Below are 26,808 nucleotides of genomic sequence, written 5' to 3' on the forward strand. Positions count from 1 at the left end.
CGAGCCCGAGCCCCGCGCGGCGGCCGACCGCCCCGCGCGACCGATCGACAGGAGACCCGTGGACTACGTCTCGACCCGCGGCGGCATGCCGCCCGCGCCGTTCAGCGACATCCTGCTCGCCGGGCTCGCCCCAGACGGCGGCCTCGTCGTGCCGGCCGAGGTGCCGCGGATCGCCGACCGGCTCGAGGGGTGGCGCGGCCTCGACTACGCCGAGCTCGCCGCACGCGTCATCGGCTGCTACGCCGACGACCTGCCCGAAGACGATCTCGCGGCCCTCTGCGCGGCCGCCTACGACCCGGCAGGGTTCGCCGACGAGGCGATCGTGCCCATCCGCCGCCTCGATGACGAGATCTCGCTCGTCGGCCTCTCGGAGGGCCCGACGCTCGCGTTCAAAGACATGGCGATGCAGTTCCTCGGCCAGGTGCTCGAATACGCGCTCGCCCGCCGCGGCGGCACGCTGAACATCCTCGGCGCGACCTCGGGCGACACCGGCTCGGCCGCCGAGTACGCGCTGCGCGGCAAGCACGGCGTCGGCGTCTTCATGCTCTCGCCGCAGGGCCGCATGAGCCCGTTCCAGCGGGCGCAGATGTATTCGCTGACCGACGCGAACATCCACAACATCGCCGTCGCCGGCGACTTCGACGCCTGCCAGCACCTCGTGAAGACGATCACCGGGGATGCCGCGTTCAAGCGCGAGCACGCGATCGGCGCCGTCAACTCGATCAACTTCGCCCGTGTCTGCGCGCAGACCGTCTACTACGTGTGGGCGTGGCTGCGGGCGACGGATGCGGTGCCGGCGGCCGAGCGGGCCGGCTTCCGCGTCTCGTTCGCGGTGCCCTCGGGCAACTTCGGCAACATCTTCTCGGGGTTCCTCGCCCGCCGCATGGGGGTGCCGATCCACCGCCTCGTGCTCGCCACCAACGAGAACAACGTGCTCGACGAGTTCTTCCGCACCGGTGTGTACCGGCCGCGGGCCGGCGAGCAGACGCTGGCGACCTCGAGCCCGTCGATGGATATCTCGCGCGCCTCGAATCTCGAGCGTTTCGTCTTCGAGGTGCTCGGCCGCGACCCCGAACGGCTGCGGGAGGCGTGGGCCGGCCTCGAACGCGACGGCGTGCTCGACCTCTCGGCCGAACAGCCTCGCTTCGCCGCCGAGTTCGGCATCGTGAGCGGCACGAGCACGCACGCCGACCGGGTCGAGACGATCCGCCGCACGCACGAGGAGTCGGGCGTCATCGTGGATCCGCACACCGCCGACGGGCTCACCGTCGCCCGGCGGCTGCCGGAGCCCGGCATCCCGATGCTCGTGCTCGAGACCGCCAAACCCGCGAAGTTCCCGGGCATCGTCGCCGAAGCGATCGGCGAGCCGGCGCCGCTGCCGACCGAACTGCAGGAGCTGCTCGACGCGCCGCAGCACGTCGTCGAGGTCGCCGACGACGCCGAGGCGATCCGCGAGATCATCGCGCGCGACGCGGTGCGCTGAGGCGCCCGCCTACTTCTTCGCGGTGCCCGAGTCGGCGTTGTAGCGGTCGAGGACCTCGTCGATGGGGCCGTCGAGGACGAGCGCTCCGCGGTCGAGGTAGAGGCCGCGGGTGCAGAAGCGGCGGAGGTCCCGTTCGTTGTGCGAGACGAAGAAGAGGGTGCGGCCGGCCTCCAGGAGCTCCTCGATGCGCCGGTAGCACTTCTCGCGGAACGCCTTGTCGCCGACGGCGAGCACCTCGTCGACGAGCAGGATGGGTTCGTCGAGCTGGGCGATGACCGAGAAGGCGATGCGCACGCGCATGCCGCTCGAGAGGTGCTTGTAGGGGGTGTCGAGGAAGTCGCCGATCTCGGCGAAGTCGATGATCTCGTCGAACTTCGCGTCGATCTGCGCCCGCGTCATGCCGTGCAGCCCCGCGGTCAGGTACACGTTGTCGCGCACGGTGAGGTCGTCGACGAAGCCGCCGGTGATCTCGATGAGGGGCGCGACGCCGCCGGCGACCGTGACGGTGCCCTCGTCGGGGATGAGGACGCCGGCGACGAGCTTCAGGAGGGTCGACTTGCCCTGGCCGTTGCGGCCGACGACGCCGATCGATTCGCCCGGTTCGACGCGGATCGACACGTTCCGCAGCGCCCAGAACTCGCCGGGCCGGGTGCGGCGCTTCCGGGCCCCGAAGAGGTCTTTGAACGAACGGCGGCCGCGGCGGTTCCGGCGGAAGCGGATGCCGAGGCCCTCCGTCGCGATCGCGGGGGCCGAGGCACGCGGATGCACGGTTTCGGTCTGCACCTCGGTCATCAGATCTCCTTCAGCACGGATCGCTCGCTCGCCCGGAAGACGGCGAGACCCGTCGCGAGGAACGCGAGCGACATGACCGCCGAGACGATGACGTTGAACCAGTCGAGTTCTTCGGGGAAGAAGCCTGCGCGGTACAGCCCGAAGATGCCGGAGAGCGGGTTGAACGCCGCCCAGAAGTGCAGCTCCTCGGGCAGGTTCGAGACGCCGTAGACGATCGGGGAGGCGTAGAAGAGGAAGCGGAGGATGAGCTTCACGGCCCGTTCGAGGTCGCGGAAGAAGACGACGAGCGGGGCGACGATGAGGCCGATGCCGACGGTGAGCACCGCCTGCAGCACGATGGCCAGGGGGAAGAAGAGCAGTTCGATGCCGACGTGGGCGCCGAAGACGATCGCGAAGAGTGCGAGCACCGGCAGGGCGAGCAGGAACTCGATGCCTTTGGAGAGCACGAGCCGGGTCACCCAGATCGTGCGCGGGATCTTCGTCGAGCGCACGAGCTTCGCGTCCTTCAGGAACGCACGGGTCGAGTCCGACACCGCGCCGTTGAACCACATCCAGGGCAGCAGCGCGCACAGCAGGAACACGATGTAGGGGGTGGTGCCGAACGGCCGCTGGAAGACGACGGTGAACACGAACCAGTAGATCGCCGACATGAGCAGCGGGTCGAGGATCGACCACAGGTAGCCGAGCGCAGAGGTCGAGTACCGCACCTTCAGGTCGCGTGTCGTCAGCAGCCACAGGGCATGCCGATACCCGGTGCCGCGGGAGTGCTGCATGGGATGCAGTTCGGCATAGCTCGTCACGCCCACCATCGTAGATGGCGCACCGGCATCCGTTCGAAGTCCCCCGTTCGGGGGCGACGGCCGGGGCCGGGCTCCCAGCGGCGGGCGGTAGATTCGGGTACGGTCGCGCTCGGCGGCCCGAGAGAGGAAACGCCCGTGCAGCGCACCACCACGAGAGTGATCCTGAGCTGTGCCGCGATCGGCGTCGGCGGTGCGATCGTCGCCGCCGGTTCGGGGTACCTGGCCGCGGCGGTCGCCGCGTTCCTGCCTGCCGTCTACGGTCTGACGATCGGCACGCACTTCCTGCCGAGCGTGATCGCCCTGGCCCTCCTGAAGCGTCCGGGCGTCGCCGTGCTCACGGGTGTGATCGCCGGCCTCGTCGCCAGCGCCTTCGCGCCCATGTGGTTCCTGCGCTTCGTCGGCACGGGCCTGCTCGTCGGGGCCCTCATGGAACTGCCGTTCCTGCTGACGCGCTACCGGCGCTGGTCGGCGTGGATGTACTACGTGGCGGCTGCCGTGGCCGGAGTGCTCATCGGGGTGCCCGTCGCCATCACCTTCGACGCCGACCGCTTCGCCCCGGCCGTGCAGGTCCTCTATCTCGCGTTCTTCGCGCTGAGCCCGCTGCTGTTCACCTGGATCGGCCGGCTGATCGCCGCCTCGCTGGCCCGCACGGGCGTCGCGCGCGGCATCTGACGCGGTTCGGGGCGAGCCGGATGCGACGAACGCCCGGCCGTTCGTCGGCCGGGCGTTCCCGTGAGCGGATGCCGCGGGTCACACGAAGTGGTTCGCGCGCTCCAGGTCTTCGGCGAAGTCGATCTCGACCGCGTACAGGTCGGAGATGTCCATCGGCTCGACGAGCATGCCGTTGTGCTCGATCGCGAGTTCGATGCCGCGCTCGAAGTACTCCTGGTCGTCGATGCGGCCGAGGTGGGCGAGCATGGCGGCCTTGTCGCGGCTCGACACGTAGTTGATGCCGACGGCCTCGCCGAGTCCGCCGCGCACCTGCTTGGAGAGCTCCTTGATGTAGCCCTCGGCGCTCGTCGTGTACTTGACCTCTTCGTCGGAGACCTTGGCGGTGTTGACGGTCACGAAGGACTGGTCGCGCTCGATGAGGGGCAGCGCCCGCTCGAGGATGCGCGGGTCGAAGACGACGTCGCCGTTCATCCAGAGCACGCCTCCGGGCTGCGATGCCTGCAGGGCGCGCATGAGCGACTTCGAGGTGTTCGTCTGGTCGTACTCCTCGTTGTAGACGAAGGAGGCCTGCGGGAACGCCTCGATGATGTGCTCGAGCTTGTAGCCGACGACGATGGTGACGTTCGGCTCGGCGCCGAACGCCTGCTCGATGTTGTCGAACTGCTGCCGCATGATGGTGCGGCCGTCGCTCAGCTCGGTGAGCGGCTTGGGGAGGGATCGCCCGAGGCGGCTTCCCATGCCGGCCGCGAGAATGACGATCTGGGTATTCAACTGCATCTCCTCTGGTGAGCGGATGCCGGAAGCCGCCCGCGTTCGCGGTGCGTTGGCCCCCTGGTCATCCGGAAGTCCACTGATGGACACGCCGTCATGTCTGCACCAGCCTACCCGGCGAAGCTCCGGGACCCCCCGTTCGGGTGACCGGATCGAAACCCGATCGTGATACGCGCGCCCAGGGGATCCACAGCTACCCGATGGCCCGCGGTGCGGCAGTCGCTGTGCTGGGGCCGCCCGCGTTGGTAGGTTGGCATGGTGACTTCCGTTTCGCGCTCAGATCAGAACGACGAAGCACCCGAGGGCACCGGCGAGGGGAACGACGCCGAGCACGGGGGGCAGAGCGTCGCGAGCGCCCGGGCGGCCGCGGGGGCGGCGGATGGATCGGCATCCGCGGTGAAGAAGGCCCCCGCGGCGAAGCGGGCACCCGCGAAGCGTCCGGCGCGTGCGTCGGACCAGGCGGCGGGATCGGAGGGTGCCGCGAAGCCGGCATCGGCCTCCGCCCGCGCACAGGCGACCGCGACGCGAGGCGCGGCGGCGAAGGCCGCCGCGAGCAAGCGCACCGCGGCGAAGAAGGCTGCCGCGGAGCAGACGACGTCTGCGAAGGAATCGGCTTCGGAGCAGGCGCCGTCGGCGAAGGGTTCCGCCGGGGCCGCGGCCGCCGATCCGTCGGCGGATGCCGGGGCGGCGACCGGCCCGGCGACGAAGGCCGCACGTCCGGCCGCCCGCGCGAAGCCGGCCGCGAGACCGAAACCGGCCGCCGAGCGCCCGGCCAAGGCCTCCGCACCGAAGAACGGGGCCGGCACCGCGGCGAAGGGGGCGCGCACCGGGTCCGGCGCCGACGAAGCGACCGCCGTGACGCCGATCGCCGAGGCACCCTCGAAGCGCACGGCCGCCTCGCGCGCGGCTTCGCAGAAGAGCACGGGTGCGCGCTCGAGTGCGGCGAAGACGTCGAGCGCTCGCACGGCACGCCCCGCTTCGACGAGCACCGCCGCCGACCGCGCCGGGGCTTCGGCGCGCGCCGCCGAGAAGCGCCGGAACGTGCGTACGGCTGCAGCCGGCGCCGCCGAGACGACCGAAGCCGGGCGGGCGAAGCCGAAGCGCGACCTCACGGCCGCCGCCGAGATCACGACGGCCGCGACGGCCGCCGCTCCGGTGGACGCCGGAAACCGGACCGCCCCGACGAAGGAACCCGCCCCGATAGCGGAGGCTCCGGAAGCGCCCGAGCAGGCGGCCCCCGAAGCGGCGGCAGCGGCCGCCCCCGAACGGGCGGCTGCGCAGGCACCCGAGCCGGCGGCTGCGGCTGCCCCCGAACCGGCGGCTGCGCCTGCCCCCGAACCGGCGGCAGTGCCTGCCCCCGAACCGGCGGCCGCGCAGGCGGCCGAGCCGGTGGTCGAGGAACTGCCCGAAGAGACCCGCCCGGTCGTGCCCGAAGACACCATCCCCGTCGAGACGACCGAGCGTCCGCTGCCGAAGTCATCGGGCGAGACCGATGTCGCCGTCATCCCGATCCCGCGTCAGCAGGAGCGCCGCAAGCGCACCGTGCGCCCGGCGCGTCCGGCGCCCGGCCCCGATGCGCGGATCGTCCTCGCGATCGACGGCCTCGTCAAGCGCTTCGGCGACAACACGGCCGTCGACGGCGTGAGCCTCGAGGTGAAGGCCGGATCCTTCACCGGCATCGTCGGCCCGAACGGCGCCGGCAAGACGACCACGCTCTCGATGGTGACGGGGCTGCTGCGCCCGGACGCCGGCACCGTCCGCATCCACGGCATCGACGCCTGGGCCGACCCGAACGCCGCCAAGCGCGCGACCGGCGTGCTGCCCGACCGGCTCCGCCTCTTCGACCGGCTGACCGGGGCGCAGCTGCTGTACTACTCGGGCACGCTCCGCGGCCTCAGCCGCCGCACCGTCCAGGAGCGCAGCGACGACCTCATCGCCGCCTTCGGCCTCGAAGACGCCCTCGACCGGCTCGTCGCCGACTACTCGGCCGGCATGACGAAGAAGATCGCGCTCGCGTGCGCCATGATCCACTCGCCGAGGCTCCTCGTGCTCGACGAACCGTTCGAATCGGTCGACCCGGTCTCGGCGGCCAACCTCACCGAGATCCTCGAGCGCTACGTCGCCGGCGGCGGCACGGTGCTGCTCTCCAGCCACGGCATGGACCTCATCGAGCGGGTCTGCGACTCGGTCGCGGTCATCGTCGCCGGCCGTGTGCTCGACGCCGGCACCCTCGACGAGGTGCGTCACGGCCAGTCGCTCGAGGAGCGTTTCGTCGAGCTCGCGGGCGGCCGCAAGGCGGCGGAGGGGATGGAATGGCTGCACAGTTTCTCCGACTGAAGCTGCACCTGCTCGCGAACATCTTCCGTCGGAGCGCCTGGCAGATCACCGGCATCGTCCTCGGGCTCGTCTACGGGCTGACGGCGGCCATCGTGCTCTTCGGCGTGCTCGCCGGCCTGCGTTTCGTGCCCGAGATCGAGTTCGTCCGCGACCTCATCACGGTGGCCGGCTCGGTGACGATGCTCGGCTTCGCGCTGTTCCCCCTGCTCTTCGGCAGCGAGGACACGATGGATCCGCGCCGCTTCGCGCTCTTCGGCATCCCGAACCGCCGCCTCTCGTTCGGCATCGCGCTGTCCTCGCTCATCGGCATCCCGGCCTTCGTGCTGGCGATCGTGCTCGTCGGCATGATCATCACCTGGACGCGCGACGTCGGCAGCACGATCCTCGCCGTGATCGCCGCCGCCCTCGCCCTGGCCGGCTGCCTGCTGGTGGCGCGGGTGGCGAGCTCGTTCGCCGCGTTCCTGCTCGACACGCGCCGGGCCAAGGAGCTGTCCGGTTTCCTCGGCCTGCTGCTCGTCGTGGCGATCTCGCCCGTCGTCATCGCCCTCTCCTCGGTCGACTGGGCACGGTCGGGCCACCTCGTGCTCGAGCGCTTCTCGAGCGTGCTCGGGTGGACGCCGCTCGGCGCCGTCTGGGCCGTGCCGGGCGATGCCGCCGCGGGATCCTGGGGCACGGCGCTGGCGAAACTGCTCGTCGCGATCGCCTCGATCGGCCTGCTCTGGCTCGTCTGGGAGCGACTCGTCGCCAAGATGCTCGTCACCCCGGGCCGTGAGACGGCCGCGAAGTCGTACGCGGGGCTCGGCTGGTTCGACCGGATGCCCGCCGGCCGCACCGGCGCCGTGGCCGCCCGCGCGATCACCTACTGGGTGCGCGACGCCCGGTACTGGGTGTCGATCGTCATGGTGCCGATCGTGCCGATCGCCGTGCTCATCCCGCTCGCGATCGCCGGGGTGCCCGGCGATCTTCTCGCCCTCGTCCCGGTGCCGCTCATGTGCCTCTTCCTCGGCTGGGGCCTGCACAACGACACCGCCTACGACAGCACCGCGATCTGGCTGCACGTCGCCTCCGGCGTGCCGGGCCGCGCCGACCGGCTCGGCCGGGTCGTGCCGGTGCTCGGCCTCGGGGTCATCGCGATCGTCGTCGGCAGCGCCGTCACGGTCGCCGTCACGCAGGACTGGGCGCCGCTGCCCGCGCTCATCGGGGTGAGCACGGTCCTGCTGCTCGCCGGCCTCGGCATCGGATCGGTCACCTCGGCCCGCTTCCCGTACCCGGCGGTCAAACCCGGCGACAGCCCGTTCCAGCAACCGCAGTCGACCGGCGCGATCACCGCGCTCGTGCAGACCTTCACCCTGTTCGGCTCCTTCGTGCTCGCCCTGCCGGCGATCGTGTTCGCCGTCATGGGCCTGCTCGTCGACCCGGCCTGGAACGCGGCCGCACTCATCTCCGGACTCGTCGTCGGCGTCGCCGCGCTCGGCATCGGCGTGAGCTGGGGCGGGCGCATCTTCGAGCACCGCGAGCCCGAGATCATGCTCGCCGCCGTCCGGGCCTGAGTCCAGGATCCGCGGGTAGAATCGCAGGCATGTCCCTCGACCGAGACCCATCCGCCGGCGGCCTCGACGTGCTCGACCGCGAGCTCGAGAAGCTCATCGAAGACGAGCTCAGCGAGCCCGGCGACCACGAGCGCTTCTCGCACTACGTGAAGAAGGAGCAGATCGTCGAGTCGGCGGTCACGGGCAAGCCGGTCAAGGCCCTCTGCGGCAAGAAGTGGACGCCGGGCCGCAACCCCGACAAGTTCCCGGTGTGCCCGGCCTGCAAGGAGATCTACGAGCGCATGCGCTCGGAGTGAGGCTCCGGATGCCCGGGGTCGCCCCGCGGCATCCACTCGCCGTCAGCGGTACGTCGTCGGGATGACCGCTTCGCCGCGGCCGAGCCGGAAGGCCTCGACCGGCAGCTCCTCCATGACGGCCGCGTGGTGCTCGCGCGCCAGGCGCGTGCCGGCGGCGCCGAGGTAGCGTTCGTCGACCTCGCCGGCCGCGATGAGCGGCACGAGGAGGGGGCGGAGCGTCTCGTCGCCGGGATCGAACTCGGGCGCGCCGCCCGGGCCGTCGCCGAGGAAGACGAGCTCCTCGCGGGCCGTGCGCGTTCCGTCGAGCCGGCGGGCGGCGTTCTTCCGGCCGCCGACGCTGACCTTGTCGGCCGAGGACTTCGCGACCGACACCCATTCCCCGTCGTCGCCGCGGCGGGCGACGAGCTTGTAGACCATGCCGGCGGCCGGGAAGCCGGAGCCGGTCACGACCGAGGTGCCCACGCCGTAGGAGTCGACCGGGGCGCCCGACAGCGCGGCGATCGTGAACTCGTCGAGGTCGCTCGTGACGGTGATCTTCGTGCCCGTCGCGCCGAGCGCGTCGAGCTGCTCGCGGACGGCGGCGACCACGGTCGGCAGGTCGCCGGAGTCGATGCGCACCGCGCCGAGCCCGGTCCCGGCGACCTCGACGGCCGTGCGCACGCCCTGCTCGATGTCGTAGGTGTCGATGAGGAGGGTCGTGCCGACGCCGGCGGTGTCGATCTGCGCGCGGAACGCCTCGGCCTCGCTGTCGTGCAGCAGCGTGAAGGAGTGGGCGGCCGTGCCCATCGTCGGCACCCCCCAGCGGCGACCCGCCTCGAGGTTGCTCGTCGCCGCGAAGCCGGCGATGTAGGCGGCGCGCGCGGCGGCGACCGCGGCCTGCTCGTTCGTGCGGCGGGAGCCCATCTCGGCGATCGGCCGGCCGAGCGCGACCGAGACCATGCGGGCGGCGGCCGAGGCGACCGAGGAGTCCGCGTTCAGGGTCGACAGCACGATCGTCTCGAGCATGACGCCCTCGGCGAAGCCCGCATGGATCGTCAGCAGCGGCGAACCCGGGAAGTAGGCCTCGCCCTCGCGGTACCCGTGGATGTCGCCGGTGAACCGGTAATCGGCCAGCCAGTCGATCGTCGTGGGCCGCACGATGCGTTCGGCGGCGAGCCAGGCGAGCTCCGCGTCGGTGAAGCGGAACCGCTGCACGAGCTCCAGCAGCCGGCCCGTGCCGGCCACGACGCCGTAGCGGCGGCCGGCCGGCAGGCGCCTGGCGAACGCCTCGAAGAGGCTCTCGCGTTCGGCGGTGCCGTCGGCGAGAGCCGCATCCACCATCGTGAGCTCGTACTGATCGGTGAACAGCGCAGATGACCCGGTCACGCTCTCGAGCCTAGCGTCGGGATCGGGCAGGCCGCGGATCCGGCACGTGCCGGGCTAGGCTTGGATGTCGTGACCAGCGCACCGATCGGCATCTTCGACTCCGGCGTCGGCGGCCTCACCGTCGCCCGGGCCGTGAAGGATCAGCTGCCGAACGAGTCGATCCTCTACGTCGGCGACCTCGCGCACTCCCCGTACGGGCCGAAGAAGATCGCCGATGTGCGCCGCTACGCCCTCGCCGTGCTCGACGACCTCGTCGCCCAGGGCGTGAAGATGCTCGTCATCGCCTGCAACACCGCATCCGCCGCGATGCTCCGCGACGCCCGCGAACGCTACGACGTGCCCGTCGTCGAGGTCATCCAGCCGGCCGTGCGCCGCGCCGTCGCCACGACCCGGAACGGCCGCGTCGGCGTCATCGGCACAGCCGGCACCGTGCAGTCCCGCGCCTACGACGACGCCTTCGCCGCCGCACCCCACCTCGAACTGTTCACCCGAGCCTGCCCGCGCTTCGTCGAATTCGTCGAGGCGGGCGTCACGACGGGGCAGGAGGTGCTCGCCACCGCCGAGGAATACCTCGCGCCGCTCCGCCACGCCGGCGTCGACACCCTCGTGCTCGGCTGCACCCACTACCCCTTCCTGAAGGGGGCCATCCAGTACGTCATGGGCGAGGACGTCACGCTCGTCTCGAGCGACGTCGAGACCGCCAACGACGTCTACCGGGTGCTCGTCACGCGCGGGATGGAGCGCGAAGCGGCATCCGCACCCGAATACCGATACGAGGCGACGGGCGGCTCCACGCGGGCCTTCATCGACCTCGCCAACCGCCTTATCGGCCCCGAGATCGACGCGGTCGACCTCGTCCAGACCGGGGTGCTGACCCTTCCGCCCAGACAGGAGAACGAATGACCGACGCAGTGGATGCCGTGACGCGAGCAGACGGCCGCACGCCCGAGGCGTTGCGCACCGTCACGATCGAACGCGGCTGGAGCGAGCACGCCGAGGGCAGCGCCCTCATCTCCTTCGGCCGCACGAAGGTGCTGTGCACGGCCTCGTTCACCAACGGCGTGCCGCGGTGGATGATGGGCTCCGGCAAGGGCTGGGTCACCGCCGAGTACGCGATGCTGCCGCGTGCGACGAACACGCGCGGCGACCGCGAGTCGGTGCGCGGCAAGATCGGCGGCCGCACCCACGAGATCAGCCGCCTCATCGGGCGGAGCCTCCGCGCCGTCGTCGACACGAAGGCGCTCGGCGAGAACACCATCGTCATCGACTGCGACGTGCTGCAGGCCGACGGCGGCACCCGCACCGCGGCGATCACCGGCGCCTACGTCGCCCTCGCCGACGCCGTCGAGTGGGCGCGCGGCAAGGGCTTCATCGGCAAGCGCGCCACCCCCCTCATCGACTCGGTCGCCGCCGTCTCCGTCGGCATCATCGACGGCACCCCGATGCTCGACCTCGCCTATACCGAGGACGTGCGCGCCGAAACCGACATGAACGTCGTCGCCACCGGCCGCGGCCTCTTCGTCGAAGTGCAGGGCACCGCCGAGGGCGCCCCGTTCGACCGCCGCGAGCTCGACGCCCTGCTCGACTTCGCCCTCGCCGGCACGGCCGAGCTCACCGAGATCCAGCGGGCCGTGCTCGCCGCCGACACGGAGGCCTGATGCCGCAGGAGCTCGTGCTGGCGACCCACAACGCGCACAAGGTCGCCGAGTTCCAGCGCATCGTCGGCGAGCGGATGCCCGGAGCGGTCGTCCTCGCCTACGACGGCCCCGAGCCCGTCGAGGACGGCACGAGCTTCGCCGCGAACGCCCTCATCAAAGCCCGCGCCGCCGCCGCGCACACCGGCCGCATCGCGCTCGCCGACGACTCGGGCATCACCGTCGACATCCTGGGCGCCGCCCCCGGCATCCTCTCGGCGCGCTGGTCCGGCACCCGCGACGACCGCGCGAACCGCGAACTGCTGCTCGCCCAGCTCGCCGACATCCGCGACGAGGATCGCGGGGCGCGCTTCACGTGCGCGATCGCCGTCGTCGCCCCCGATGGGCGCGAAGAGGTCGCCGAGGGCGTCTGGCCGGGGCGGATCGCCCGCGCCGCCGCGGGCGAGCACGGCTTCGGCTACGACCCCGTGTTCGTGCCCGACGGCGGCGAACTGACCGCCGCCGAACTCGCCCCCGAGGCGAAGGACGCCGACTCGCACCGGGCGCGGGCGCTCGCGCTCGCCGTGCCCGTGATCGAGCGGCTCGCCGCCGGCTGAGGCCGGGCGGCCCGGCGCGCCCGCGCGGCGGCGGCGAGAACGGGAATGAGTCCCATTCCCATCATCGGCGCGGCCCGGCATCCATGCCTACGCTTGAGGTGATGGCACACTCGCACGATCACGTACCGGCCGCGGCGGGCCGCACCCGCATCGTCATCGCGATGGCGATCATCGGGGCGTTCCTCGTCGTGCAGGTGATCGGCGCGTGGATCTCGGGCTCGCTCGCGCTCGCCGCCGACGCCGGGCACATGGCCGGCGACCTCGTCGGGCTGGTCGTCGCGCTCATCGCCGCGATCGTCGCCGCCCGCCCGCCGAGCGACCGGCAGACCTACGGGTACCGTCGCGCCGAGGTGTTCGGGGCGCTCGTGAACGGAGTCCTCCTCATCGTCGTGGCCGCAGCCGTCGTCATCGGCGCGATCGGCCGCCTCGTCAGCGGCGCCGAGGGGGAGGCGCACGAGGTCGCCGGCACCCCGATGCTCGTCGTCGCGATCATCGGCCTCGCCGCGAACATCGCGGCCATGCTCGTGCTCCGCGGCGGGGCCGGATCCTCGATCAACGTGCGCGGCGCCTACCTCGAAGTGCTCGGCGACACCATCGGTTCCGTGCTCGTCATCGCCGCCGCCCTCGTCATCGCCGCGTCCGGCTTCGACGCCGCCGACGCCATCGCTTCGCTGGCGATCGCCGTGCTCATCGTGCCGCGCGCGATCGTGCTGCTGCGCGAGGTGGTCCGGGTGCTGGCGGAAGCCGCCCCGCCCGGCACCGACGTCGCCGACATCCGCGCGCATCTGCTCGGCAGCCCCGGCGTCGTCGATGTGCATGACGTGCACGTCTGGCAGATCACGACCGGCGCGCCCGTCTTCACCGCGCACGTCGTGGTCGAGCCCGAGGTGTTCGCTTCGGGCCGGGCGGGGGATCTGCTCGACGAGCTCGGCGGATGCCTGAGCGAGCACTTCGACGTCGAGCACTCGACGTTCCAGCTCGAACCGGCCGACCGCACCGAGCGGGAGCGCGGGGCGCACCCGTAGCGGGCCGGCCGGGCGGGGGCGCCGGGGCATCCGCACCCGGATCGTGCTCAGTCCTCGCTCTGACGATCCCGGTCGAAGACGTCGGGGTCGAGGACGAGGTCGGCGGCCTCCTGCGGGTCGGTGACGACGTCTTCGCCGGCCGCTTCGGCGCGGCGGGCCTTGCGCGAGGACTGCCAGTAGTGCCACAGCGTCGGGACGAGCGTGACGACGACCGCGCCGATGAGGATGACGTCGATGTACTCGCGGACGAACTCGGCGACCGGCGGGATGTAGCCGATGAGGTAGCCGAAGACCGTGAGGCCTGCGCCCCAGATCACCGCGCCGATGAGGTTGTACAGACTGTACTTGCGGTAGTCCATATGCCCGACGCCCGCGGCGACGGGGGTGAAGGTGCGCACGATCGGCACGAAGCGGGCGAGGATGACGGCCAGGCCGCCGAAGCGTTCGAAGAACGCGTTCGTGCGTTCGACGTTCTTCACGCTGAACAGGCCGGATTCCTTGCGCTCGAACACCCGTGGCCCGAGTTTGTGGCCGATGAGGTAGCCGACCTCGCCGCCGACGAACGCGGCGACGCCGATCGCGAGGCCGACCCACCAGATCTCGACGCCGAAGACGAGGCTCGTGTGCGTCAGCAGCCCCGAGATGACGAGGAGCGTGTCGCCCGGCAGCAGGAACCCGACGAGCAGGCCGGTCTCGGCGAAGACGATGAAGCACACCACGAGCAGGGCCCACGGGCCTGCGCCGGCGATGATGACCTCGGGATCGAGCCATGGGATGAGCGCAGACTGAACCATGACGGTGATTTCCCCTGAGTGTCGTCGTCGGACCTGGCGGACGCCGGGTCGCGTGGCGGCGGCTGTCTTCTGCAGTCTAGTGAGCCGGAAGCCCTGGACACGGGGCGAAAGCCGTGAATCATCCGCAAGGATGAGGCGGCTCGTACAGGGGTGGATCCCGGAGGTGGACGAACGCGGACGGCCGGCCCCGCAGGGCCGGCCGTCGCTCGCGCGGTGCCCGCCGTCAGGCGGCGAGGGCCTCGAAGACGGCGGCGTTGTAGCGGAAGGACTCCAGCACCTCGGCGACGAGGCGGTCGACCTGCTCGGGGTCGAGGGCGAGGTCGTTCATGGCCTCGCGGTAGGCGCGCTTGACCTTCACGACGCCGTCGGCGGCGATGTCGAAGCGGTAGAACGAGAGCTGCTCCTCGGTGGCGCCGTAGTGGCGGGCGACGAGCTTGGCGATCGCCTGGCCGCCCGAGAGGTCGCCGAGGTAGCGGGTGTAGTGGTGGGCGAGGTAGCGGACGTCGTCGCCGGCGAGCTCGCGGAGGTGCTCGACGTAGTCGCGGGTGGCCGGGAGCATGGGGTGGGCGTCGCGCCAGTCCGCGGCGCCGAGGGCGACGAGGTCGGCCTCGATCGCGGCGAGGCGGGCCAGGCCCGGGTCGAAGACCTTCGGGTCGCCGGAGCGGGATCCGCGGGCCTCGAGCGCCTCGTAGATCCACGCGTACTGCGCGAGGTAGCGGGTGTACTCGGCCAGGCTCAGCTTGCCGCCCATGAGGTCGACGATGAAGCCGCGGTTCTCGGCGTCCTTGTGCACGTCGGCGGATGCGGCGCGCACGAGCGCGGCGACGTCGAGGGGCGCTTCGGCGCTGCGTGCGGGGGCTTCGACGGTGATCGACATGGGGCCTCGATTCGGTGCGGTCCGCGTGGGCGGGTTCGGTCGACCCCGAACGGGGGTCAAGTGAGGTGAGGGTAACCTAACCTTCACTCATCGTAGACGAGCGAGGGCCGCTCGGGAAGCGGATGCCGACGATTCGACGGAATCGGCACGGAACGGCGCGCCGCGGCATCCGCACACCGGCATGCATTCGGTGCGGAAGGTGGGACTCGAACCCACACGCCCGAAGGCACAGGAACCTAAATCCTGCGTGTCTACCGGTTTCACCACTCCCGCGCGTGCGCGCCCAGTCTATGCGCGCACGGGCTGTGGATAATTCTCGGGGTCTTCCGTGCGCATCATCCATGATGGTCGCCATGGAAGAACCCGTACGCACGATCGCCGACCGGGTGCGCGCACGCGTGCTCCGCGAGGGGGTCGACCTCGCAGGCGGGTCCGCCGGCGCCGAGCGCATCGTCAGAGAAGAGGTGCGCCGCTACGGCGAACGCGCCCTGGCCGGCTCGCACGCGCTGCTCGCCGACGAGGCGGCGACCGCCCGAGACGTCGTCGCGAGCCTCACCGGGTTCGGGCCGCTGCAGCCTTTCTTCGACGACGAATCGGTCGAGGAGATCTGGATCAACTCGCCCACGAAGGTCTTCGTCGCCCGCAACGGCGTCTCCGAGCTCACGAACGTCGTCCTCAGCGATCGCGAGGTGCGCGAGCTCGTCGAGCGGATGCTGCAGTCCAGCGGCCGCCGCGTCGACCTCTCCCAGCCCTTCGTCGACGCGTCCCTGCCCGACGGCTCGCGCCTGCACGTCGCGATCCCGGACGTCGTGCGCGGCCACTGGTCGGTGAACATCCGCAAGTTCCAGCGGCGCATCCGCTCGCTCGACACCCTCGTCGAGCTCGGGTCGATGGATGCCGGCGCCGCACGCTTCCTCGAGCTCGCCGTCGTCTCGGGGGCCAACATCCTCGTCTCCGGGGCCACGCACACCGGCAAGACGACGATGATCAACGCGCTCATGTCCTCCGCCCGGGCGAACGACCGCGTCATCACCGTCGAGGAGACCTTCGAGCTCGACCTCGACGTGCGCGACCTCGTCGCCCTGCAGTGCCGCCAGCCGAGCCTCGAAGGCACCGGGGAGATCACCCTGCGCCGCCTCATCAAAGAGGCTCTCCGCATGCGACCCGACCGCCTCATCGTCGGCGAGGTGCGCGAGGCGGAGAGCCTCGACCTCCTCATCGCGCTGAATTCCGGCCTGCCGGGCATGTGCACGATCCATGCGAACTCCGCCCGCGATGCGCTCGCCAAGCTCTGCACCCTGCCGCTGCTGGCCGGCCGCAACATCGACTCCGCCTTCGTCGTGCCGACCGTCGCCGCAACGATCGACCTCGTCGTGCACCTCACGATCGACGAGCACGGCGTGCGCCGGGTGCACGAGATCCTCGCGACGACCGGTGGATGCCGCGGCGCCGTCGTCGAGGCCGAGCCGCTGTTCGTGCGGCGCGGCGGCCGCCTCGAAGCGACCGGGACGATGCCGGCCAGGGTCGAGAAGTTCCCCGACCGCGACGGGCTCGAGGCCCTGCTGGGGGTCGCGGCATGACCGCCCTCGCCCTCGGGGCGCTCCTCGGACTCGGGCTGCTGCTCGTGGCCTCGCCGTTCCTCTGGCCGGCCGGTGCCCGAACGGCCTCCCGCAAGAGCGGGCTCGCCGATCGGGTGACCGCAGAGCTCTCGCTCGCCGGCCTCGAACGTGTGCCGATCCCCGCCGTCGTCGCCGTCTGCCTCTTCCTCGGCGTCGTCGCGGCCGCCCTCGTGCAGGCGATCCTCGGCCTGCCCGTCCTGGCACTCGTCGCCGGCCTCCTCGGCGCCGCGCTGCCGGCCATCGTCATCCACCGTCGCGCCGCCCACCGCCGGGCCGAGCACCGCGCCGTCTGGCCCGACGTCGTCGACCACCTCGTCTCGAGCGTGCGGAGCGGCATGAGCCTGCCGGACGCGGTCGGATCCCTCGCCGAGCTCGGGCCCGCGCCCACACGGCGCGCCTTCGCCGCCTTCGAACACGAGTACCGCGCCTCCGGCAACTTCGCCGTCTGCCTCGAACGGCTGAAGGGGCGCCTGGCCGACCCCGTCGCCGACCGCATCCTCGAAACCCTGCGCATGGCGCGCGAGGTCGGCGGCACCGACCTGACCGCGGTGCTCCGGGGCCTGGCCGGTTATCTCCGCGAGGACGCGGCGCTGCGGGCCGAGGTCGTCGCCCGGCAGTCGTGGATCCGCAACGCCGCCAGGCTCGGCGTCGCCGCCCCGTGGCTGCTGCTGCTCCTGCTCGCCTCACGCCCCGAGGCGATCGCCTCGTACAACAGCCCGGCCGGCACGGGCCTCTTGATCGCCGGCGTCGTCATCACCTTCGTCGCCTACCGGTCGATGGTCGCCCTCGGCCGCATCCCCGAGGAGCGCCGATGGTTCCGCTGAATCCCACCGCGATCGCCCCGATCGCCGTTCTCCTCGGCCTCCTCGGCGGCTTCGGGCTCTGGCTCGTCGTCACGAGCGTGCCGCGGCTCGGGCGGCCGCGTCTGGCCGAACGCGTCGCGCCGATGCTCGTCGACATCTCCGCCGAGGCCCGCGCCGAGGTCGACCGGCGCCCCGCGGACCCCTCTCAGGTGTTCGGCGTCGTCGTGGCGCCCGTGCTCGCCTCGCTGCAGCGCATCGCCGGGGCCACGCTCGGCGGCAATGCGACGATCGCCAAGCGCCTGCGGCAGGCCGGATCCGAGACGTCCGTCGAACGCTTCCGCGCCGAACAGCTCGCCTGCGCCGCCGCCGCGTTCGCACTCGGCGCCCTCCTCGCGGTGTTCTCGCCCGGGCTCGCATCGATGCCGCTCATCGTCCGCATCGCCGTCCCGTTCCTGGCCGCCGTGCTCGGCGCGATCGGGCGCGATTGGTGGCTGCAGCGCCGTGCCGCACGCCGCATCGCCCAGATCGGCGGCGAACTGCCGACCGTCCTCGAGTTCCTCACCCTGAGCCTCACGGCAGGCGAAGGGATGCTCGACGCGATCCGCCGGGTCTCGCAGACCGGATCGGGCGCCCTGCCGGGGGAGTTCTCACGGCTCACGGCGAGCGTGGCGACCGGCGTGCCGCTCACGACCGCCCTCGCGACCCTCCGCGACGATATCGACCATCCTGCGCTCACCCGATGCCTCGACCAGGTGCTCGGCGCCCTCGAACGCGGTGCACCGCTGGCCGCCGTGCTCCGTGCACAGGCCGGCGACGTCCGCGAGGAATCGAAGCGCACGATCATCGAGGTCTCCGGCAAGAAGGAGATCGCGATGCTCGTGCCGCTCATCTTCCTGATCCTGCCGGTGACGGTCGCGTTCGCGCTCTTCCCCGGCTACATCGTCCTGCAGTCCGGATTCTGATGCACCGGCATCCGGAACCCCGCCCCATCGCCGAACCCGGCGACCGAGAAAGGAACACCCCACATGCGAAGCCACAGCCGCCGCATCGCCCAGACCCTCACCGGCAGCCTGCTGCGCGCGCGCACCGCGCTCGCCGCCCGGCTCTCACCCGCATCGGAGCGCGGCGACGTGCCGGGTTGGGTGCTGATCACCCTGATGACAGCCGGGCTGGTTCTCCTGATCTGGGGCCTCGCCGGGCCGGCGCTGGAGAAGGTCTTCGAGGACGCGATCTCGCGCGTCAGCGGAATCTGAGGCAGCGGAATCTGAGGCAGCGGCATCCGAGGCAGCGGCATCCGAGGCGCGAACGCGCACGGAGCGCTGCCGCCCGGCATCCGCTCGCCCGTACGCTCGCCAGCACGCTCGGCGCCGAACGAGGCTCGGCACCCGTCGAGTTCCTGCTCGTCGCGATCCTCATGACGAGCCTCGCGCTCGCCGTCATCCAGCTCGCCCTCGGCCTCCACGTGCGCAACACCCTGCTCGACGCGGCCGCCGAGGGCGCCCGGCAGGCCGCGCTGGCCGGTGCCGAACCCGCGGACGGCGTCGAACGCACCCGGCAGCTCATCTCGACGGCGATCGCCGACGAGTTCGCCCAAGACGTCAGCGTCTCGCGCGACGAGATCGACGGCGTCCCCGTCATCGAGATCCGCGTGCGGGCCACGCTGCCCCTCATCGGGCTCATCGGCATCGACCAGGGGCTGGAGGTGAGCGGTCATGCGGCCATCGAAACCCTGTCGTGACCGGGCGACCCGGTTCGTGCGGCGGATCCGGGCGCGCCTGGCAGCGGATCGAGGCAACGCCTCCCTCGAGTTCCTCACCGTCGGCCTGCTGCTGCTCGTGCCCCTCGTCTACCTCGTCATCGCGATGGCCGAGATCCAGGGCGGAACGCTCGCCGTCGAAGGCGCAGCCAGGCAGGCCGCGCGCGTCTACGCCCGCGCCGAGAACGTCGAAGCCGGCGAAGCGGCCGCAGACCGGGCCGTGCGCATCGCCTTCGCCGACTCCGGCCTCGAAACCGGCGACGCCGAGGTCGACCTCGACTGCCTCGGCGGCGACTGCCTCGAGCCCGGCAGCTCCGTCCGCTTCTCGGTGACGACGCGCGTGACGCTGCCGCTCGTCCCCGCCCTGTTCTCGCTCGACCGCCTCGCGAGCATCCCCGTGAACGGCACGGCCACGCTGCCGGTGTCGAAGTTCGGGGGCGCCGAATGAGCGCCCGCGAAACCGTCGCCCGGGCCCGCGACGACGAGCGCGGCTCGACCCTGCTGCTCGCCCTCGGCTACGGGGTGCTCGCCCTCGCCGTGATCCTCGTCATCGTCTCCGCCACGAGCCTCTACGTCGAGCGCAAACGTCTCTTCACCCTCGCCGACGGGGCGGCGCTCGCCGCGGCCGAGAGTTTCGGCACCTCGAACATGGGCATGATCGACGGCGAGCTCGTCATCGGCCTCGACGGCGGTTCGGTGCGTGCGGTGGCCGCCGACTACCTCGGCATCGCCGAGCACGGTTTGCACGAGGTGCGGATCGTGGCGGCCGAGCCCGCCGTGGACGGGGGAGCGAGGGTGACGCTCAGCGCCGTCTGGGTCGCGCCGCTGTCGACGGAGCTCGTGCCGATCACCGTGCCGATCCAGGTCACCGCCAGCGCGGAGGCGTTCTTCCGCTGACACCGGCGTCGGCCGGGCGGGCGGCGGGCGCCCCTCAGCCGCGCGGCCGACGCGGAACGTATCGCGGCACCCAGCGCCACAGCATCGCCGTGCCGAGGATGCCGACGACGCCCATCGCCGCCGAGGCGAACGAGAGCGAGAGCACCGAGGCGATGCCGGAGAGCGCGAGCGGGGCGGCGGCCTGCCCGGCATCGGCGATCGTGCGGTATGCGCCGAGGAACGGCGCGGGGTTCCCGGTCGGTGCGAGATCGGCTCCGAGCGTCATGATGACCCCGCTCGAGAGTCCGTTCGCGAGCCCGAACAGCATCGCCACGACGATGAACCACGTCACGTTGCCCGGCACGTCGTGCGTGAGGGCGAGCACGAAATGCCCGATCGTCAGCCCGATGAGGCCCGGCATCGCCCCCCAGAGCCGGCCGAAGCGATCCATCACCTGGCCGCTCACGTAGAAGAGGGCGAAGTCGATCGTCGCCGAGATGCCGATCACGATCGACGCGGCCTCGGGCGACATGCCGATCGACACCGCCCACAGCGGCACGATGACGGTGCGGCTCGAACGCAGCGCGGCGAGGAGGCCGGCGCCGGTGCCGATGCGGGTGAGCACCTCGCGATGCCGCACGATCGCGCGGAACACGCCGTGGGACGTGTCGGCGGCCGCCTCGGCGGTGCCCGCGGTAGCGGAGCCCGGAGCGGCGGAGCCTACGGCGGCGGTGCTCGGGGCATCCACCGGCGAATCCGCGGCGCGACGGGCGAAGACGCGCTCCGGGTCGGGGAGCACGAGCAGGACGACGATGACCGCGAAGCAGGCCGCCACGAGCACCCAGAAGACGGTCTCGGTCGAGCCCGTCCAGGCGATGAGCGCCGCCGCGAGGAACGGCCCGACCGCCCAGCCGCCGCGGAACACACCCGCGAGCGTCGAAAGCGCCCGCGCCCGCGAGCGCACCGGCACGTAGCTGGTGAGGAAGGCATGCCGGGCGAGGCCGAAGACGGCCGTCGCAAGGCCGAGCAGGAAGATTCCGATGCCGAGCGAGAGCACGCTCGGGGCGGCGAGCGCGACGAGGATGCCGATGACGGCGAGCATCGCCGCGCCGATCATCGAGGTCCGCTCGCCGATGCGGGAGACGAGCCAGCCGGCGGGCAGATCGCCGGCGAGTTCGCCGACCATGATCATCGCCGCCACGAGGCCGGCGAGCGCGATCGTCGCCCCGCGGTCGGTGGCGACCATCGGGATGACGGGGATCATCGCGCCCTCGCCGAGCGAGAACAGCAGCGTCGGCAGATACGCGGGGAGGATGATCGAGCGCCAGCGGAACTCGGCGGGGGAGGTGGGCATCCCTCCGATCGTACGCTTCGCGCGAGGGGCCGCCCGCCCGGGGCGGGGCGGGCGGCGGGCCCCGGGGTGCGGCGTGGGCGCCGAAGGTGCGGCGGTGCGGATGCCGAGGGTCGCGCCCCGGCATCCGCACCCGAGAACTCAGCGGGCGCTGAAGCCCGCGTCGACGGGGAACGCCACGCCCGTCACGTATCGCCCTTCGTCGCTGACGAGGAACGCGATCGCGTTCGAGATGTCGATCGGTTCGACCCAGGGGATCGGGATGATGTTCGTCACCGCGTCCATGTTGCCGTCGGCGAACATCTGCTCGATGATCTCGTTGCGGATCATGGGCGTGTTCACGCCCGTCGGGTGCACGGTGTTCACGCGGATGCCCTTCGGCCCGAGCCAGTGCGCGAAGGTGCGCATGAGGCCCACGACGCCGTGCTTGGCGGCCGCGTACGCGGTGCCGCCCGGGTCGCCGTTGCCGCCGGTGCCCTTCAGGCCCTGCGTCGAGCTCGTGAGGACGATCGCGCCGGCCTCCTGCTCGATGAGGCTCGGCACGGCGGCCATGACGGTGTTGTAGACGCCGGTGAGGTTCGTGTCGATGACGTCCTGCCAGGCGGTGACGAGGTCGCCTTCGCCGCCGGCCGACATGCCGATGCCGGCGTTGGCGAGGATGATGTCGATCGGGCCGAGCTCGGCCTGCCCTTCGGCGACGACGGCCTGCAGCGCGGCGAGGTCGCGCACGTCCGCCTCGCGTGCGACGATGCGCCGGTCGAGGGCCTCGACCTGCCGGACGGTTTCGGCCAGGTCGTCGGGCGTGGCCATCGGGTACGGCACGCTCGGGATCTGCGCCGCGATGTCGACGGCGATGATGTCGGCGCCCTCCTGGGCGAGTTTGACGGCGTGGCTGCGGCCCTGGCCGCGCGCGGCACCGGTGATGAAGGCGACTTTGCCCTCGAGTCTTCCCATGTGATTCCTCCTCGAATCGTGCGGCCACTGTATCGGCACCGGGTGCCGAAATGGAAGGGCCAGGGGGTTGTACCCCCTGCATGGGCTCGCTAGCATCCTCGGCAAGCGCGGATTCCGGCACCGAGTGCCGCAAGCGACGAAGCGGGCGGTCGTGGTGCCGGGTGCGGATGCCGTGGGGCGCCGCCGCGCCGGCCGGCGCCGTTCGGCGCGGTCACGACGCAATGAAGGGTCGAACCATGAAGACAAGAGCCGCCGTGCTGTGGGAAGCTCCCGGGAAGTGGCGCGTGCAGGAGGTCGAGCTCGACGAGCCGAAGACGGGCGAAGTGCTCGTCGAGATGGTCGCCACGGGCCTCTGCCACAGCGACGACCACATCTCCCACGGCGACATCCCGCCCGAGCACCTGCCCGTCGTCGCCGGCCACGAGGGCTCGGGCATCGTCCGCAAGGTGGGGCCGGGGGTGACGACGCTCGAGGTCGGCGACCATGTCATCACTTCGTTCATCCCGGGCTGCGGCAAGTGCCGTTGGTGCGCCATGGGCATGCAGAACCTCTGCGACCTCGGTGCGAAGATCATGGTCGGCGACCAGCTCGACGGCACCTTCCGCATGCACGCCGACGGCCACGACATCGCCACCTCCGCTCTGCTAGGCACCTTCGCCGAGTGGCAGGTCTACGACGAGCTGTCGCTCGTCAAGATCGACAAGGACATCCCGCTGGAGATCGCCTGCCTCGTCGCGTGCGGCGTGCAGACCGGCTTCGGATCCGCCGCGTACGCCGGCAACGTGCAGCCGGGCGACGTCGTGCTCGTCTTCGGTGTCGGAGGCGTCGGGATGAACGCCGTGCAGGGGGCCCGCGAGTCGGGCGCCTCGCACATCATCGCGATCGACCCCGTGGCGAACAAGCAGGCCTGGGCGCTCGACTTCGGCGCGACCGAGTCGTACGGCTCGCTCGACGAGGCGCGCGATCGGCTCGCCGCCCTCACCAACGGGCAGGGGGCGGATGTCGTGGTGCTGACCGCGAGCATCGTCGACAACGCGCTCGTCGGCGGGCCTCTCCGCCGTCCGCAAGGCCGGCACGCTCGTCGTCACGGGCGTGAGCTCGGCGAGCGAGGACGGGCCGATCCCCGGCTTCAACGCGAACTTCCTCGCGATGATGCAGATCCGCATCCAGGGTGCCCTGTACGGCATGAAGTCGCCCCGCGAGGCCATGCCGAACCTGCTGAACATGTACCGCGCCGGCAACCTCAAGCTCGACGAGCTCATCACGCACACCTACACCCTCGATGAGATCAACGACGCCTACGACGACATGCGGGCGGGTAAGAACATCCGCGGCGTCATCCGCTTCGCGGCGGCCTCCGAGCCGCAGGCCGCGGCCGAAGAGGCGGAACTCGCAACGGCCTGACGCCACGTCGCGGCATCCGCCCGGGGCGGGGGTGGATGCCGCGGGGTCCGTGGCGTGGCTCAGACCGCGCTGCCGGAGTTGATGTCCTCGGACTCGAAGGTATGGGCGTCGCAATGACCGTGAGATCGGTCGAATGTGCGACGACATGTGCAGGAGTCACCATGCGGAGCGGATGTGTCGCCGCGGACAGGCCGGAAGACAACCATGATCCTGTCCTGCAAGCTGATCGGCTGATCGGGTTCCGGTGACTGGACGAGCTCACGGATCACGCGTACGTTGCGCACATATCTCGTCGTGATCGACCGCGCAGCGTATCGTGTCGCCGCTCCGTGCAAGGACCAGTCCAATACGAACCGAGACGCCCGATGTCGTGGCCAGAAGGTCGATATCAGAGATAGTACGACCGAGGACAAGACCCCGAGGCCTGCGGCTGGTCCTATCCGGACGAAGGCCTCCAGGGCCAGCAAGAGCCCAACCAGGTACAGAGTCGAACAGATTATCCACGCCGTCACCGTGTACAACCGGTCCTGCGTTGTCCGATACGTGAACAGGCCGTTCACGCTGGCAAGTCCGAGCCCCAACGCCACCGAACCGTATAGCAGGAACAGCATCAAGAGCGATCCGGAAGGCCGGTCCAGGAGCAGCGTAATCCCAAGCCCTCCCGCGCCTCCGACCACGGCATGCGCTACTACAACGAACCAGATCGGTTTCCGCGACCGAGGTTTCAATGCTCCGAGGTGCTCTTTCGCCCAGTCGCGCGCCCGCTCGGCAGCGGACAATCGCAGCGACCGCTCAAATACGATGAACCCACCGAGCTGGATCGCTAGGAAGAACACCACCGCGGAGACGGGTACGATCACAAACAACGAGCCGACCTGCATGGGATCTGCCACGCATGCGGCAACGATCAAGACCAGTGCGGGGACGAGAGCCCCGGCCATCGCCTCGGCCGCGAAGCCGAACATGCGCCTTGTCGAGGCTGCCGTCGTCGAATCTGCGACGAGCTGTCCACCGATCACGATCGCGTAAAAACTCAGCAGGATCGGGACATATACGCCGAATCCCCACCCGATGTGTTCCAACACGACCATCCCGAACTGGGGGGCCATATCCATCCCCGCTGCGACGCTGTCATTGCCGGGGAACGCACAGAGCACGAAGACGATCAACCCGCCGAGGACACTCATCGCGATGATCTCCGACACGGCCTCTTTCATAGGGCGGGACGGCAAGATTTCATCTGCACGTGATTTCCTCATGGCCAGCACCGTACGTGCTGCCACTGACGTTGAGACCGTAGGGCTCACTCGTCTTCGAGTAGGCCGTTCTCGACAGACCACTGAACGAAACGGCCCCGTTCGAACGGAAGCCGGTACTGGCTGGTGAGGAGATCATCGGCGACTGCGCTTGCGGTATCGCGAGGGAGGCCGTGGTCGCGCACCGCGTCCAGGATCAGCCCGGCGGTGCCGCGCAGTTGCACGCCACTTCGTGAAGCGGCGTTCCGCGCTGCACGATCGTCGACGATCGCGGTAGCCGGAAGCGTCTCCGCAAGGGCGAGTACTCCGCACTCGCCGAGGTTCTTCACACCATCGGTGCCGACGAGCAGCGCGGTGTAATTCGCGAACGCGACGAGTGCAGACCGATCGGCGATCGGGTGGACACGAATCCAGTCTTCGGTGGCGGCCACGACCATCGAGAGATGCGGATGCGACACGGCGCCGCGCTTCAACTCGTCGAGGACGACGTCGGGGATGAGGACGGGATGGTCGGTAGCGATCAACTTGAGCAAGCCAAGCCAGCCCGCCTTCGCGAAATGACTGAGTGGGCCGGTATCGAAGATCCACGGCTCCGCGACCTCGCCGCTCACAGCAGGATCGACCAGAGCTCGTCTTCACGGGCGGCTGGGAGCGGAGGGAGATCCTCCGACGTGTACCTGCCCCGCAGCAGATCAAGGGCGCGTTCGGCGCTGATCCGCTCGCCGCGATACAGCGACAGCACAGCGCGCTCGTACGCGCGAGGAAGGGTGTCTTGTTCGAGCTCGTACGGGACGAGCAGGTTGAAGTCGATGATGTCGGCGCGTGTCGTGCGGATACCGTGAATGCTGTTCGCCTCGCTCGCTGACAATACGTCGATTTCGACGAGGCGTCTCGCGAGCGTGGCCATATCGACCTGGAAATGGCTTGCCACCTGCACGGCGGCGGCGCGGAGTCCGTCTCCGGCCACGGATGACCAGGAGCTTCGCAGGCCTTCCGGTGGCAGGAGGAATGCCCGGGCGAAGCGATCGAAGAGCGCCTCCGCCTGATCCGACGTTGCACGCTCCGACACTCGCCAATCCACCGTGTAATCATCCGCGACGAGGAAATGTGCGAGTTCATGCGCCGCCGTCAACCGACGTCGGCCACGCTGGCCAGTGCCGTTGACCAGGGATACGGCACCGCGTTCGAGCAATACCGTGGCACCGTCGGCGGCATCCGGGCCCAGTTCCTCGACGAACACGAGGAATCCGAGAGGCGCGAGCGTTTCGACCACGCGATGAACGGCTTGCTCGGGATCGAGGCCGAGCTCAACTCGAACGCGTGCGGCGAGTCGCTCGGCGTCCTCGGTCGAACTGGGCACCTGCCACGGCTCACGCGCGGGAAGGGGCAGCGCGCCGTTCTGCTCGGCGACGAACTCGACATCTCGCGCGAGCCGTTCGAGCTCGCGGTCTATCGTCGCCGCCGTCGACTCCGAGTCACGACGGATCCGGTGCGAGACCACGGCGGCCGGGCCATCCTCGAGCAGCCATTCGACTCGCTGGCCGACAGCTTGGGCAAGGCGCGCCAATTCCAATGCAGACACGCCGCGAGCACCCGTCTCGATCTTCGCGACGGCGCTCCGATCGAGACCGGCGGTCGCCGCGAGCTGCGCTTGCGTCTGCCCTGCATCGGTGCGTGCCTGGGCGATGCGTATCCCGAGTGCGGCGGAATCGAGAGTCATGTGTGCGATTCTAGAACATTTGCAGCTTGGGTTGCAGGGAGGACGGACCGTTCTCG

General features: G+C 70.8%; 30 protein-coding genes and 1 tRNA gene. 18 read left to right on the forward strand and 13 right to left on the reverse strand.

What is annotated here, in order from left to right; all coding sequences use genetic code 11:
- Positions 1 to 58: 58 nt before the first annotated feature.
- Positions 59 to 1,483: a threonine synthase gene (gene thrC / locus G127AT_RS13620; protein ID WP_210897751.1), complete on the forward strand. Its 1,425-nt coding sequence runs from the start codon at positions 59 to 61 to the stop codon at positions 1,481 to 1,483.
- Positions 1,484 to 1,492: 9 nt separating this feature from the next.
- Here thrC and G127AT_RS13625 read toward each other — a convergent pair whose 3' ends face one another.
- Positions 1,493 to 2,275, reverse strand: a complete 783-nt coding sequence (locus tag G127AT_RS13625; RefSeq protein ID WP_210897753.1) for an ABC transporter ATP-binding protein — start codon at positions 2,273 to 2,275, stop codon at positions 1,493 to 1,495.
- Entirely contained in the window at positions 2,275 to 3,048 is a 774-nt protein-coding gene (locus G127AT_RS13630) for an ABC transporter permease (RefSeq protein ID WP_244857999.1), read from the reverse strand. The genes G127AT_RS13625 and G127AT_RS13630 overlap by 1 nt, the downstream gene beginning before the upstream one ends.
- Before the next feature lie 162 nt (positions 3,049 to 3,210).
- Here G127AT_RS13630 and G127AT_RS13635 point away from each other — a divergent pair, with 162 nt between their 5' ends.
- On the forward strand, positions 3,211 to 3,747 hold the full coding sequence (locus tag G127AT_RS13635) for an ECF transporter S component (RefSeq protein ID WP_210897757.1): 537 nt from the start codon (positions 3,211 to 3,213) through the stop codon (positions 3,745 to 3,747).
- A gap of 78 nt (positions 3,748 to 3,825) precedes the next feature.
- Here G127AT_RS13635 and G127AT_RS13640 read toward each other — a convergent pair whose 3' ends face one another.
- Positions 3,826 to 4,518 (reverse strand): phosphocholine cytidylyltransferase family protein, encoded by a 693-nt coding sequence (locus G127AT_RS13640; protein ID WP_210897759.1) that lies wholly within the window; start codon positions 4,516 to 4,518, stop codon positions 3,826 to 3,828.
- A 281-nt stretch (positions 4,519 to 4,799) separates the two neighbouring features.
- On the reverse strand, positions 4,800 to 5,483 hold the full coding sequence (locus tag G127AT_RS16170) for a hypothetical protein (protein ID WP_244857599.1): 684 nt from the start codon (positions 5,481 to 5,483) through the stop codon (positions 4,800 to 4,802).
- Positions 5,484 to 6,060: 577 nt separating this feature from the next.
- Here G127AT_RS16170 and G127AT_RS16175 point away from each other — a divergent pair.
- The 3 genes from G127AT_RS16175 to G127AT_RS13655 are packed head-to-tail and all read left to right on the forward strand — an operon-like array spanning position 6,061 to position 8,701.
- On the forward strand, positions 6,061 to 6,855 hold the full coding sequence (locus G127AT_RS16175) for an ABC transporter ATP-binding protein (RefSeq protein ID WP_425305904.1): 795 nt from the start codon (positions 6,061 to 6,063) through the stop codon (positions 6,853 to 6,855).
- A complete protein-coding gene (locus G127AT_RS13650) occupies positions 6,831 to 8,405 on the forward strand; it encodes a hypothetical protein (protein ID WP_210897763.1) in 1,575 nt (524 codons plus the stop codon). The genes G127AT_RS16175 and G127AT_RS13650 overlap by 25 nt, the downstream gene beginning before the upstream one ends.
- Positions 8,406 to 8,434: 29 nt before the next feature.
- Positions 8,435 to 8,701: a DUF3039 domain-containing protein gene (locus G127AT_RS13655; protein ID WP_210897765.1), complete on the forward strand. Its 267-nt coding sequence runs from the start codon at positions 8,435 to 8,437 to the stop codon at positions 8,699 to 8,701.
- Between the two features lie 42 nt (positions 8,702 to 8,743).
- Here the strand turns inward: G127AT_RS13655 and G127AT_RS13660 are convergent, their stop codons facing one another.
- Positions 8,744 to 10,066 carry a nicotinate phosphoribosyltransferase gene (locus G127AT_RS13660; protein ID WP_210897767.1) on the reverse strand — a complete coding sequence of 441 codons (1,323 nt, stop codon included), beginning with the start codon at positions 10,064 to 10,066 and terminating at the stop codon, positions 8,744 to 8,746.
- 69 nt (positions 10,067 to 10,135) lie between these two features.
- Between G127AT_RS13660 and murI the strand changes: the two genes are divergently transcribed.
- The 4 genes from murI (at position 10,136) to G127AT_RS13680 (ending at position 13,342) form a co-directional block, all read left to right on the forward strand.
- Positions 10,136 to 10,969 (forward strand): glutamate racemase, encoded by an 834-nt coding sequence (gene murI, locus G127AT_RS13665; protein ID WP_210897769.1) that lies wholly within the window; start codon positions 10,136 to 10,138, stop codon positions 10,967 to 10,969.
- On the forward strand, positions 10,966 to 11,724 hold the full coding sequence (gene rph / locus G127AT_RS13670; protein ID WP_210897771.1) for a ribonuclease PH: 759 nt from the start codon (positions 10,966 to 10,968) through the stop codon (positions 11,722 to 11,724). The genes murI and rph overlap by 4 nt, the downstream gene beginning before the upstream one ends.
- Entirely contained in the window at positions 11,724 to 12,317 is a 594-nt protein-coding gene (gene rdgB, locus G127AT_RS13675) for an RdgB/HAM1 family non-canonical purine NTP pyrophosphatase (RefSeq protein ID WP_210897773.1), read from the forward strand. Before rph ends, rdgB begins: the two co-directional genes overlap by 1 nt.
- Positions 12,318 to 12,418: 101 nt before the next feature.
- Positions 12,419 to 13,342 (forward strand): cation diffusion facilitator family transporter, encoded by a 924-nt coding sequence (locus G127AT_RS13680; RefSeq protein ID WP_210897775.1) that lies wholly within the window; start codon positions 12,419 to 12,421, stop codon positions 13,340 to 13,342.
- A 47-nt stretch (positions 13,343 to 13,389) separates the two neighbouring features.
- Here G127AT_RS13680 and G127AT_RS13685 read toward each other — a convergent pair whose 3' ends face one another.
- The 3 genes from G127AT_RS13685 to G127AT_RS13695 form a co-directional block, all read right to left on the reverse strand.
- The gene (locus tag G127AT_RS13685) at positions 13,390 to 14,136 is read right to left on the reverse strand and encodes a DedA family protein (RefSeq protein ID WP_210897777.1); all 747 of its coding nucleotides are present in this window, start codon (positions 14,134 to 14,136) and stop codon (positions 13,390 to 13,392) included.
- Positions 14,137 to 14,359: 223 nt separating this feature from the next.
- Positions 14,360 to 15,013, reverse strand: a complete 654-nt coding sequence (locus G127AT_RS13690; protein ID WP_210897779.1) for a biliverdin-producing heme oxygenase — start codon at positions 15,011 to 15,013, stop codon at positions 14,360 to 14,362.
- Positions 15,014 to 15,204: 191 nt separating this feature from the next.
- Positions 15,205 to 15,286, reverse strand: a tRNA-Leu gene (locus G127AT_RS13695).
- Positions 15,287 to 15,366: 80 nt separating this feature from the next.
- Here G127AT_RS13695 and G127AT_RS13700 point away from each other — a divergent pair.
- The 7 genes from G127AT_RS13700 to G127AT_RS13725 all read left to right on the forward strand — a co-directional run bounded on the left by G127AT_RS13700 (position 15,367) and on the right by G127AT_RS13725 (position 20,088).
- Entirely contained in the window at positions 15,367 to 16,593 is a 1,227-nt protein-coding gene (locus G127AT_RS13700; RefSeq protein WP_210897781.1) for a TadA family conjugal transfer-associated ATPase, read from the forward strand.
- Entirely contained in the window at positions 16,590 to 17,456 is an 867-nt protein-coding gene (locus G127AT_RS13705) for a type II secretion system F family protein (RefSeq protein WP_210897783.1), read from the forward strand. Before G127AT_RS13700 ends, G127AT_RS13705 begins: the two co-directional genes overlap by 4 nt.
- Positions 17,444 to 18,397, forward strand: coding sequence for a type II secretion system F family protein (locus G127AT_RS13710; protein WP_210897785.1), 954 nt, complete (start codon positions 17,444 to 17,446; stop codon positions 18,395 to 18,397). Before G127AT_RS13705 ends, G127AT_RS13710 begins: the two co-directional genes overlap by 13 nt.
- Positions 18,398 to 18,460: 63 nt before the next feature.
- Positions 18,461 to 18,688, forward strand: a complete 228-nt coding sequence (locus G127AT_RS16180) for a hypothetical protein (RefSeq protein ID WP_244857600.1) — start codon at positions 18,461 to 18,463, stop codon at positions 18,686 to 18,688.
- Positions 18,689 to 18,699: 11 nt separating this feature from the next.
- On the forward strand, positions 18,700 to 19,173 hold the full coding sequence (locus tag G127AT_RS16185; protein ID WP_425305905.1) for a TadE/TadG family type IV pilus assembly protein: 474 nt from the start codon (positions 18,700 to 18,702) through the stop codon (positions 19,171 to 19,173).
- Positions 19,148 to 19,639 carry a hypothetical protein gene (locus G127AT_RS13720; RefSeq protein ID WP_210897789.1) on the forward strand — a complete coding sequence of 164 codons (492 nt, stop codon included), beginning with the start codon at positions 19,148 to 19,150 and terminating at the stop codon, positions 19,637 to 19,639. Before G127AT_RS16185 ends, G127AT_RS13720 begins: the two co-directional genes overlap by 26 nt.
- A complete protein-coding gene (locus G127AT_RS13725) occupies positions 19,636 to 20,088 on the forward strand; it encodes a pilus assembly protein TadG-related protein (RefSeq protein WP_210897791.1) in 453 nt (150 codons plus the stop codon). The genes G127AT_RS13720 and G127AT_RS13725 overlap by 4 nt, the downstream gene beginning before the upstream one ends.
- Positions 20,089 to 20,122: 34 nt before the next feature.
- On the opposite strand, the gene G127AT_RS13730 is transcribed toward G127AT_RS13725, so the two are convergent.
- Entirely contained in the window at positions 20,123 to 21,421 is a 1,299-nt protein-coding gene (locus tag G127AT_RS13730; RefSeq protein ID WP_210897793.1) for an MFS transporter, read from the reverse strand.
- A gap of 138 nt (positions 21,422 to 21,559) precedes the next feature.
- Positions 21,560 to 22,372: a mycofactocin-coupled SDR family oxidoreductase gene (locus G127AT_RS13735; RefSeq protein WP_210897795.1), complete on the reverse strand. Its 813-nt coding sequence runs from the start codon at positions 22,370 to 22,372 to the stop codon at positions 21,560 to 21,562.
- A gap of 236 nt (positions 22,373 to 22,608) precedes the next feature.
- On the opposite strand from G127AT_RS13735, the gene G127AT_RS13740 reads away from it, so the two are divergent.
- Positions 22,609 to 23,658, forward strand: coding sequence for an alcohol dehydrogenase catalytic domain-containing protein (locus G127AT_RS13740; RefSeq protein ID WP_210897797.1), 1,050 nt, complete (start codon positions 22,609 to 22,611; stop codon positions 23,656 to 23,658).
- On the forward strand, positions 23,597 to 23,776 hold the full coding sequence (locus tag G127AT_RS13745) for a hypothetical protein (RefSeq protein ID WP_210897799.1): 180 nt from the start codon (positions 23,597 to 23,599) through the stop codon (positions 23,774 to 23,776). Before G127AT_RS13740 ends, G127AT_RS13745 begins: the two co-directional genes overlap by 62 nt.
- Before the next feature lie 59 nt (positions 23,777 to 23,835).
- Here the strand turns inward: G127AT_RS13745 and G127AT_RS13750 are convergent, their stop codons facing one another.
- The 3 genes from G127AT_RS13750 to G127AT_RS13760 form a co-directional block, all read right to left on the reverse strand.
- The gene (locus G127AT_RS13750; RefSeq protein WP_210897801.1) at positions 23,836 to 24,981 is read right to left on the reverse strand and encodes a hypothetical protein; all 1,146 of its coding nucleotides are present in this window, start codon (positions 24,979 to 24,981) and stop codon (positions 23,836 to 23,838) included.
- A gap of 98 nt (positions 24,982 to 25,079) precedes the next feature.
- Positions 25,080 to 25,643 (reverse strand): PIN domain-containing protein, encoded by a 564-nt coding sequence (locus tag G127AT_RS13755; protein ID WP_210897803.1) that lies wholly within the window; start codon positions 25,641 to 25,643, stop codon positions 25,080 to 25,082.
- On the reverse strand, positions 25,640 to 26,752 hold the full coding sequence (locus tag G127AT_RS13760) for a helix-turn-helix domain-containing protein (RefSeq protein ID WP_244857602.1): 1,113 nt from the start codon (positions 26,750 to 26,752) through the stop codon (positions 25,640 to 25,642). The genes G127AT_RS13755 and G127AT_RS13760 overlap by 4 nt, the downstream gene beginning before the upstream one ends.
- Positions 26,753 to 26,808 lie beyond the last annotated feature (56 nt).

The organism is Agromyces archimandritae (assembly GCF_018024495.1).
Lineage (GTDB): Bacteria > Actinomycetota > Actinomycetes > Actinomycetales > Microbacteriaceae > Agromyces > Agromyces archimandritae.